Annotated in this window: 2 protein-coding genes; both read left to right on the top strand. The window is 41.8% G+C overall.

All coding sequences use genetic code 11. The annotated features are described in order from the left end of the window. Window positions 1-4,679, top strand: a 4,679-nt coding sequence (locus AC59JO_RS29485) for an amino acid adenylation domain-containing protein (protein WP_497309988.1), incomplete at its 5' end; no start/stop codon positions are given. Window positions 4,680-4,727: 48 nt separating this feature from the next. After that, window positions 4,728-7,552, top strand: a 2,825-nt coding sequence (locus AC59JO_RS29480; RefSeq protein ID WP_497309986.1) for a non-ribosomal peptide synthetase, incomplete at its 3' end; no start/stop codon positions are given.

The following is a 7,552-nucleotide window of genomic DNA, read 5'->3' as shown; positions in this document are numbered from 1 at the left end:
AGGAATTAAAAATTCGTGATCTGTTTGTGCACCCGACTATAGCCGATTTGGTAAAACAACTGGAAGAAGAAACAACAACAGCAGCAGGCAGTACGATCCAAAAAGTAAATCCGCGACCTGAATATATTCCGTTATCCTACAGTCAGGAACGGTTGTGGTTTATTGACAGATTGGAGGGCAGTGTTCAGTACCATATACCTGCACTACTGAAACTTGAGGGTAATGTAAATATAATCGCTCTTGAAAACGCCCTGAAAGAAGTCGTGAACCGTCATGAAGTTTTGCGTACAGTGATCAGGGAACATGAAGGCCAGGGCTATCAGCACGTCAAAGAAAACACCTGGGCATTAAAATTATCGACCAAAGAAGAATCAGAACTTACGGATTATATTACTAAAGAAACATTAAGACCATTCGATTTGTCGCAAGACGATATGCTCCGTGCAGAGCTGATTGCAATAGGAGCGGACGAATATCTATTGCTATTGGTATTTCATCATGTTGCAGCGGATGGTTGGTCAATGCCTGTACTGGTATCAGAGTTCAGCAAGTTGTACGGCAGTTACAACAATAACGAAATGCCGAAACTAAAAAGCCCTGAGATCCAATATGCAGATTATGCGATCTGGCAAAGGGAATACCTTGGTGCAGACACGCTTCAAAGCAAATTAAACTACTGGGAACAAAAGTTAGCAGGTTTAACTACGCTTGAGCTGCCAACTGACCATATTCGTCCTGTCGTACAAAGCAGCCGGGGGGCGGTGTATGAGTTTACTATAGGAAAAGAACAAGCAACAAAACTGCAAAAGCTAAGCCTTGAACAGGGGGCAACGCTGTATATGACACTGTTAGCCATATTCAAGGTGTTATTATACCGTTACAGCGGCCAAAAAGATATCTGTGTAGGTGCACCTGTAGCCAACCGCGATAGGGAAGAAACAGCAAATTTGATAGGCTTTTTTGTAAATACACTGGCGTTAAGGACAGCGATAGATGGCAAAGAGACATTTACAGAACTATTATCTAAAGTAAAACAAACCACGCTTGAAGCTTATAGTCACCAGGAAGTGCCGTTTGAAAAAATAGTAGAAGCCGTCGCAAAAGAAAGGGATTTGAGCAGGAGTCCACTGTTCCAGGTAATGTTTGTATTGCAGAATACAGGAACGATCCCTATGCTCGAATTAGGTGATATCAAAATCATGGGAGAAAGGGTGGGTAGCCAGTCGAGCAAATATGATCTGAGCTATAATGCCGAAGAAACCAAAGACGGGATTAGGATCGTAACCGAATACAACACCGACCTTTATGAGGCAGCGACTATTGCAAGATTGGCTGGGCATTATGCAGAGCTGATCAACTCAGTAACTGAAGAACCATCAACTGTAATTAACAAACTGCAACTGCTTAGCAAAGCAGAAGAACAGGAATTAAAAGCGTTCAGCGAAACAACAGCAACCTATCCGAAAGAAGCAAATATTATTAGCCTGTTTGAGGCACAGGTGACAGAAACGCCAACTGCAACCGCGATCATATTCGAAGATGAAAGGGTAACTTATCAACAATTAAACGAGGAATCAAATAAGGTTGCGAACTACCTGAAACAACAAGGAGCCGGTAAAGAATCGCTGGTAGCAATTTGCATTGAGCGCGGCATCAATATGATGGCGGGCATTTTGGGTATCCTGAAAACTGGTGCGGCTTACGTGCCGGTTGATATCGAATACCCCAAAGAACGGATCAGTTATATTCTTGACGATACAAAAGCACCAATTGTATTAAGCAGCAGTACAGGCAAAGTAAACCTGGCGGATGTAAATGCTCATGTTATCCAACTGGATAATAACGAGGAAATACAGGCACAAAGCTTCGGAAATCTAAATATTACTATCGATCCAAATCAGCTGGCCTATGTGATCTATACTTCAGGTTCAACTGGCAAACCTAAAGGCGTGATGGTGGAACATGATAACTTTATCAATTATCTCGTAAATAACAGGACGAAATATATCGGCGATAGCCATAACAAATCGGGTACGTTTATGCATCTGTCTTATACGTTTGATGCCTCGGTTACCGCTTTGTTTATGCCATTGATTAATGGCAGGTTGATGGTGATTGCAGGTGCAAAATATGATAACGTATTTGAAGATGCCAACCTGTTAAAATATGCGCCATATGAATTTATAAAAATTACTCCGGCCCATATCAGCCTGTTAAAGGAAGCTACTTCCATTGAAGACAGGAACAACCTTGCCGACAGATTGGTAATTGGCGGAGAAGCGCTTTGGCTTAACCATTTTGACGGATATCATGCCGGCGAATGTGATAATGAAATAATCAATGAATATGGCCCTACGGAAGCTACAGTAGGTTGCAGCGTTTATAGTTTTAAACTTTCGGACAGTCTTTCTGATATTCCGTTGGCTATCCCTATCGGTAGGCCAATCTCCAATACGCAGCTATATGTGTTGAACGAAGAGGGAGAGCAGCAGCCTATAGGAGTAAAGGGAGAGCTTTACATAGGTGGTGCAGGCATAGCACGCGGTTATCTGAATAATCCCGATTTAACAGCAGCTAAGTTTATAACAAATCCATTTAAAACAAGCGGTCGCCTTTACCGTACCGGAGATACTGCACGCTGGCTGGCCGATGGAAACCTGGAATACTTCGGTCGCGCAGACGACCAGGTAAAGATCCGCGGTTATAGGATAGAACTCGGAGAAATCGAAAATGTGCTGTTGCAAAATCCTGATGTAACACAGGCGGCAGTACTTGCCCGGGCCGATCAACAAGGCATTAAACGCCTGATAGCCTATGTAGTAGTGGATAAAGCTATTTATGATAAGCAGCAATTACAGCAATATCTTCAGGAACGTTTGCCAGAATATATGGTGCCGCGACTTTGGGTAGGAATGGAAAATTTACCATTAACAGTGAATGGTAAAATAGATAAAAAAGCGTTACCTGAAGCAGAAATAAACAGTACAATACCAGAAACCTACGTTGCACCGCGCAATCAAACTGAAGAGCAGCTGGTACAGATCTGGCAGGAGCTTTTAAGCCTGGATGGTATAGGCGTTTATGATAATTTCTTTGAGCTCGGCGGAGACTCTATTTTAACGATACAGGTAGTGAGTAGGGCCCGTAAATATGGTATAGAAATTCAGCCCAGGGATATATTTTATCATCAGGTGATAGCACGCCTTGCCGAAGCTGTACAGAAAAACGGTGTTAATAAAATCAAAACCGAACAGGGTGTTTTAAGCGGAGAGACAGGTTTATTGCCTGTTCAGCAGTGGTATCTTGAAAAAAATGAAACAGAAATCTCACATTATAACCAGGCTGTTTTATTATCTATAGATAAAAATATCAGCGTAGATACCTTGCAAATGTGTTTTGATGTTTTGGTTTCCCATCATGATACTTTAAGGTTGCAGTACACCGATATCAATGGTAATTGGGTGCAACGCTACGGTACAATGCAGGTAAATGTGCAGGTTGAAGATCTGACCGATATACAGGATTTAAATGCCGGCATAAGTGCATACACAAACGAATATCAGCGCAGTTTGTCAATTACCGATGGCAGACTGATCAATGTGGTGCTAATGAAAATGCCTCGTACTGAAATAGCAAACCGGCTTTCTGTTGTTATTCATCATTTGGCAGTTGACGGGGTATCATTAAGGATTATCTTAAATGACTTAAACACCCTGCTTGACAACATCGCCACTGGCGAACAGCCTGATTTAGGTGCAAAAGGTAGCTCATACAGGCAATGGCATCAGGCCTTAACTCAATACAGTCAAAGCGGAAGATTGCTGGTACAACAGAAATACTGGGAGCAGATCGCAAGCAGTTATGAATCTTTACCGGTTGATACAACTTTTAGTGGCAACGCTCAAATGGGCGACATGGTTAATATCCGTGTAAAACTTAATATCTATTATACCACACTTTTGCTGCGTGAAGTGCCAAAGGTATACCATACAGAAATAAATGACTTATTACTGGCGGCCCTGTCCGGCATTTTATGTAGCTGGACTGGTAAACAACAGGTAGTAATAGGACTTGAAGGGCATGGCCGCGAACCAATAACAGATGAAGTTGATGTTAGTAATACCATGGGCTGGTTTACCAGTCTATACCCCGTAAAACTCCGGGCCGAAACAGATGCAGATAAATTGATAAAAGCAGTTAAGGAAGATTTAAGAAAAGTAGCTGATAAAGGCCTGGGTTTTGGAGTATTAAAATACATCAACAAGGCCGATGGTTTGCAGGGAAATGATCCGTGGGATATCATGTTCAATTACCTGGGGCAGTTTGACCAGGCAGTAAGCGTGGGCAATTGGTTTAATTATGCTGAAGAAAATAGTGGAGAAGCGATAAACAAAAGTCAGTTTTCGCCGGTTAAAATCACTATAAATAGCTATATTATTGCCGGAGAATTGATAATAAACTGGAGCTTTAGTAACAAGCATTATATTGAAACAACAATTAATGATTTGTCACTAAAGTATATAACCTACCTGTCACAATTAATTGATCACTGTTTGGAACAAGCTAAATCAAAAATAATATTCACACCCGCCGACTACGGCTTAGGGGCCGAGATAAATTATCAGGAATTGGATAAATTTCTGAATGATAACGATACGGATAGCATCATGAGTTTTTAAGTAACAGGTTTTATGGAAATAGGTGAATTTTTATTAAACCTTGAAAGAATGAACTTTTCGTTATCGGTTGATAATGAAAAGCTGAATTTAAATGCTAATAAAAACAAGGTTACCCAGGAACAGATAAACGCTGTTAAAAACAACAGCGAGGTCATTAATTTTATTAAATCGCATAAAGATGAATTAATCCGGTATATTTCTAATCTGCCCAAAGTATCGGCAGGCAACCAAAAAAATGTAGTTTCCATTTACAGGTTAAGTGGCCTGCAGGAGGGTATGCTGTTCCATAGCCTCTATAACGAACAGTTTGGCAGCTATGTTGAGCAGTTTACCTGCGATATTATTGATGCCGATCTTAATGTTTTCAAAGATGCCTGGGCCGAAGTTATTGCCAGGCATACCATTTTACGTACCGGCTTTTACCATGAATCGTTTAGTATCCCTGTTCAGTGCGTTTACAGGGATGTGATGCTTCCTGTAACCGAAATAGACTACCGTGGGCAGGATCAGGCATCTCAAACTACAGCACTTAATGATTGCTTAATTGCCGATAGGGAAAAGGGCTTTGATTTTAGCGTTGCGCCTTTAATGCGTATTACTCTGTTTCGGTTAAGTGATAACCGTTACAGGATGTTGTGGAGTTTTCATCATATCCTGTTCGACGGCTGGTCGCTACCTGTTTTAATGACCGAGTTTTTAGAAGCTTATGAACTTTTATTACAAGCTAAGGCTGTAGCCAAAGCACCGGAAGATAAGTATGAAGATTTTATCCGTTACCTGGAACGCAGGGATAAATGGGCTGAAGAAAGCTATTGGCGAAATTATTTACAAGGCATAAGCGAGGGGACTTCTTTGCCCTTTGTTAAAAAAACAAATGCTTCACTTTTAAAAGGCAATTTTCTTTCGGTTACAAAAGCATTTGATAAAGAGGCTTCGGCCCCGGTGTATGAATTTGTAAAGAAACATCGTATTACATTAAATACCCTGATGCAGGGTGTATGGGCGCTGCTGTTAAACAGGTATACCGGTAATAACGATGTATTATTTGGTGCGGTTGTATCTGGCAGGCCCGATGACTTGCCCGGTGTTGAGCATCGTGTGGGGCTGTTTATCAATACGATTCCGTTTAAAGCTACTTTTGATAATCAGGAGATAACTGACTGGTTACAAGGTTTGCAGAAAGATCAGGCTGCTTCAAGAAATTATCAGCATGCCACGCTGCAAAGCATAAAGGAGTGGACTGGTATTAAAGCCGACTTGTTTGACAGCTTGCTGGTTTTTGAAAATTACCCGGTGAATGAAGCTATCAACGCCAAACAATGGTCGTTAAAAGTTGAGAACGCCAGTACTTACGAACAAACTAATTACCCTTTAACTATTTTAATTGCTGATGCCTATGGCCTGAACTTTACTTTTAATTATAATGCCGATCTTTTAGAAACAACCTTTGTACAGTCTATCGTTGATCAGTTTGCCCATGTGCTTTTGCAGATTAGCGAAGGTGCGGCAACAAAATTAAATGATATTTCGATTCTCACCCCGGCCGAAGCATCAATTTTAAAAGAGTTTAATAATACTTCTGCATCATATCCGGCCGATAAAAATCTTGTAAGTCTTTTTGAAGAGCAGGTGAAAAAAACACCTGATGCTATAGCAGTAAAGTTTAATGATGCGGCGCTTACATATCATGAACTAAACGGACTTGCTAATCAGTTAGCCCGCTATCTGCAATTGCAGGGCGTTAGCAGGGAAACGCTTGTGCCAATTTGCCTCGGGCGCAGTTTTGAAATGCTGATAGGCATAGTTGGCATATTAAAGGCCGGTGGTGCATATATTCCCGTTGATCCTGAATATCCTGCTGATAGGATTGCTTACATGCTCAATGATTCTGCTGCTAAAATAGTTTTGAGTAGCGGAGCGGGTAGCTCAAAACTTAATGGGGAAAACCTGCAGATAATAAAATTGGACAAGGATTGGCAACTGATTTCAAAACAGGATGATAGTGATCTTGATACAACAATCGATGCTGATCAATTAGCTTATGTGATTTATACTTCCGGTTCAACAGGGAAGCCAAAAGGAGCCATGAATGAGCATGGAGGAGTCGTAAACCGGTTAACCTGGACACAAAATTATTTCGGATTAACTTCGGTAGATACTGTTTTACAAAAAAATACATTCAGCTTTGACGTATCCGTTTGGGAGCTTTTGTGGCCGATATTAACAGGAGCTAAACTGGTGTTCGCCAAACCCGGCGCGCAGGGCGATAGCTTGTATCTGAAATCGATAATTGAAAACCAAAATATAACCCTTCTCCATTTTGTTCCGTCGATGTTGAGTGTGTTTTTGCTCGACATAGAAAAGGGAGATTGTCCGGCGCTTAAGCATGTATTATGCAGTGGCGAAGCCTTGACAACAGCCCAGGTAAAACTATTCAGGAACAAATTGCCTCACGTAACGCTGCATAATTTATATGGTCCTACCGAAGCCGCCATCGACGTTACCTATTGGAGCGATTTAGAGAAAAATCCGGACATAGAAATTGTACCTATCGGCGCACCGGTGTCAAACACGCAGATTCATATCAGGAGCAAGTCAGGTGGTTTAAGCCCAATCGGCGTGCCGGGTGAGATCTGCATCGGTGGCGTACAGGTGGCGAGGGGCTATCTGAATCAGCCGGAGCTAACAAAGGAGAAGTTTATCGCAGACCCGTACAGTGAAGATAAGGAAGCAAAGTTGTACAGAACGGGGGATATGGGGAGATGGCTGCCGGATGGTAACATCGAATATTTGGGCAGGATAGACGACCAGGTAAAGATCAGGGGTTATAGGATAGAGCCGGGCGAGATAGAACAGGTGCTGCTGCAACAGGA

This window comes from Mucilaginibacter sp. A5337 (assembly GCF_059690695.1).
This window is presented reverse-complemented; position numbering and strand designations above follow the sequence as displayed.